General features: G+C 43.4%; 3 protein-coding genes, 1 rRNA gene and 1 pseudogene. 3 read left to right on the top strand and 2 right to left on the bottom strand.

Annotation, left to right across the window (positions count from 1 at the left end):
• Window positions 1-110: 110 nt before the first annotated feature.
• Window positions 111-230 (top strand): annotated as a pseudogene (locus tag JGK39_RS33080) (HNH endonuclease); the annotation flags it as partial.
• A gap of 67 nt (window positions 231-297) precedes the next feature.
• Here the strand turns inward: JGK39_RS33080 and JGK39_RS33075 are convergent.
• Window positions 298-516, bottom strand: a complete 219-nt coding sequence (locus JGK39_RS33075) for a DUF2283 domain-containing protein (protein ID WP_293262608.1) — start codon at window positions 514-516, stop codon at window positions 298-300.
• Window positions 517-576: 60 nt separating this feature from the next.
• Here JGK39_RS33075 and JGK39_RS33070 point away from each other — a divergent pair, with 60 nt between their 5' ends.
• Together JGK39_RS33070 and JGK39_RS33065 are read left to right on the top strand one after the other, a co-directional pair.
• Window positions 577-747 carry a hypothetical protein gene (locus tag JGK39_RS33070; RefSeq protein WP_293262605.1) on the top strand — a complete coding sequence of 57 codons (171 nt, stop codon included), beginning with the start codon at window positions 577-579 and terminating at the stop codon, window positions 745-747.
• A complete protein-coding gene (locus JGK39_RS33065) occupies window positions 734-1,327 on the top strand; it encodes a hypothetical protein (RefSeq protein WP_293262602.1) in 594 nt (197 codons plus the stop codon). The genes JGK39_RS33070 and JGK39_RS33065 overlap by 14 nt, the downstream gene beginning before the upstream one ends.
• Window positions 1,328-1,391: 64 nt before the next feature.
• Here JGK39_RS33065 and rrf read toward each other — a convergent pair.
• Window positions 1,392-1,508: ribosomal RNA gene (rrf, locus tag JGK39_RS33060) — 5S ribosomal RNA — on the bottom strand.
• Between the last annotated feature and the right edge of the window lie 257 nt (window positions 1,509-1,765).

Below are 1,765 nucleotides of genomic sequence, written 5' to 3'. Positions count from 1 at the left end.
CATCCCAATTACAGAAGTAACAACCGCTCGCTTGTCAGATTTTTTGTTTCCTACTCTTCTAGGATAACTGGGGTTATATTTAATCGCAAGCCCCTAAAGCTAACGGTCATCACCTGATTCCGTATAGTGAAGGAGGTTCCGCCGCAATGCAAAATATGATGACACTTTGTCCTTCGTGCCATACCAAGTATCATAACGGTGAACTAAAAATCGATATTCATAGGTTTTGATACGGATCGTCGCTCGTCGCGATCGCCCACTCTTGAATGCTACAATAAGGGCGATCGCTCTTTCTATTTAAGCTACAGTAAAAGCTATATTTTCTAGCACTACATTAGGTATACTTCCACTACCTAAAACCTGTGTAGCATCTAAAACTTCTATCCCTATCAATAACTTATTTTCCCCAATATTCAAAGTAATTTCGTCCGTCAACTGCAAAGTGCGACACTGATGCTTACCTTCTATAAGTCTAATGTATAGAGCATCAATTTCGGAATCATAACTAATCTTCATAAACTTTTACCTCAAAAATAGAATGTATACTACAATAGAGTTAGTGAATCAGGTTTCGTAATGAAGTACCCACTGCATACAGTTTCCAAGCCAGTCTCAGGTAGCGAAGTTCAGAAACTTGCCCATGCCCTTAAGACTGGCGGTTATGTTGCAAATGAAGCTGCTTTAGCTTTAGCTAAACGGATTGCCGCTCGTCGCCATCGTCGGACAACTGCCAATGCCGCCCAGTAGTAAATTTGCAGGAGTTGATTTTTCCGAGTTGCCGATCGAGCATTTAACCTCCGAGCTTACCATTTCTGGTCAGGGGTTTCGCTGTCTGCGGGGTGAGTTTGTCACCTACTGGCGACAAGGACGCATTCAGCGAGATATAGATGCTCGTATCAGTCAATGCTGGATTTTACGCTGTGAAGACAGTTTGGCAGGTTACATCACGCTACTGACAGATAAACTGGAATTAGACGAACCAATCCTACTTGACGAAGGCGTTCAGTACCGATCGTTTCCAGCCATCAAGATTGGTTTACTAGCAGTAGATAGACGTGCGAAAGGAGCAGGTCGCCGTCTAGTTGAATGGGCAGTAGAGTACGTTGCAGCGGAGATTTCACCTACAGTTGGTGTGCGCTTTATGACCGTTGACGCACTTTACGACCCGGATACTACTCCTCCCTATGACGCATCTGGCTTTTACGAGAAGTTTGGTTTTCAATTTGTCGATCCTAATGAGTCTTTACCATCATCAGTGCCTTATCGTACAATGTATCTCGATCTCAAGCCATTGATCGATCTATTGAGTATCGAAGATAATGATTAACAACTCCCCAAAAAACTAAAGCTCCTTTCCGTTGTTGCGGGAAAAGAGCTTTAATTTATGATTAACCTGGCACTGAGCTATTTTACCGGGCAGTGACCCGCCGAGTATCTTCGCCATAGCAACGTTTAACAACCGAGTTCGGGATGGATCGGAGTGGTTCCATTACATCATAAGCACCAGGAAAGCTTTGAAAACTTTAAATCCTGTGTCTGCGTTAAGCTTGATGCGCTGCATCTCTTTTGCTCGACTTAATTACCATACCAAGCTTTCCCCAGTCTGTCAACCCCTTTGTCAAAAGTTTTTTTGGCGATTGTTATCCATGAGGATTTTGAAACTGGGTTTTTACGAAAATACTTAGTTGCAGCCCACAGATTCGGCAAAAACCCGGTTTCTGCGAGTCGGATGAGGGGCGAGAAACCGGGTTTTTTACGAAAATAC

The sequence above is a fragment of the Microcoleus sp. PH2017_12_PCY_D_A genome (assembly GCF_020738565.1).
In the GTDB taxonomy this organism is placed as follows: domain Bacteria; phylum Cyanobacteriota; class Cyanobacteriia; order Cyanobacteriales; family Microcoleaceae; genus Microcoleus.
This window is presented reverse-complemented; position numbering and strand designations above follow the sequence as displayed.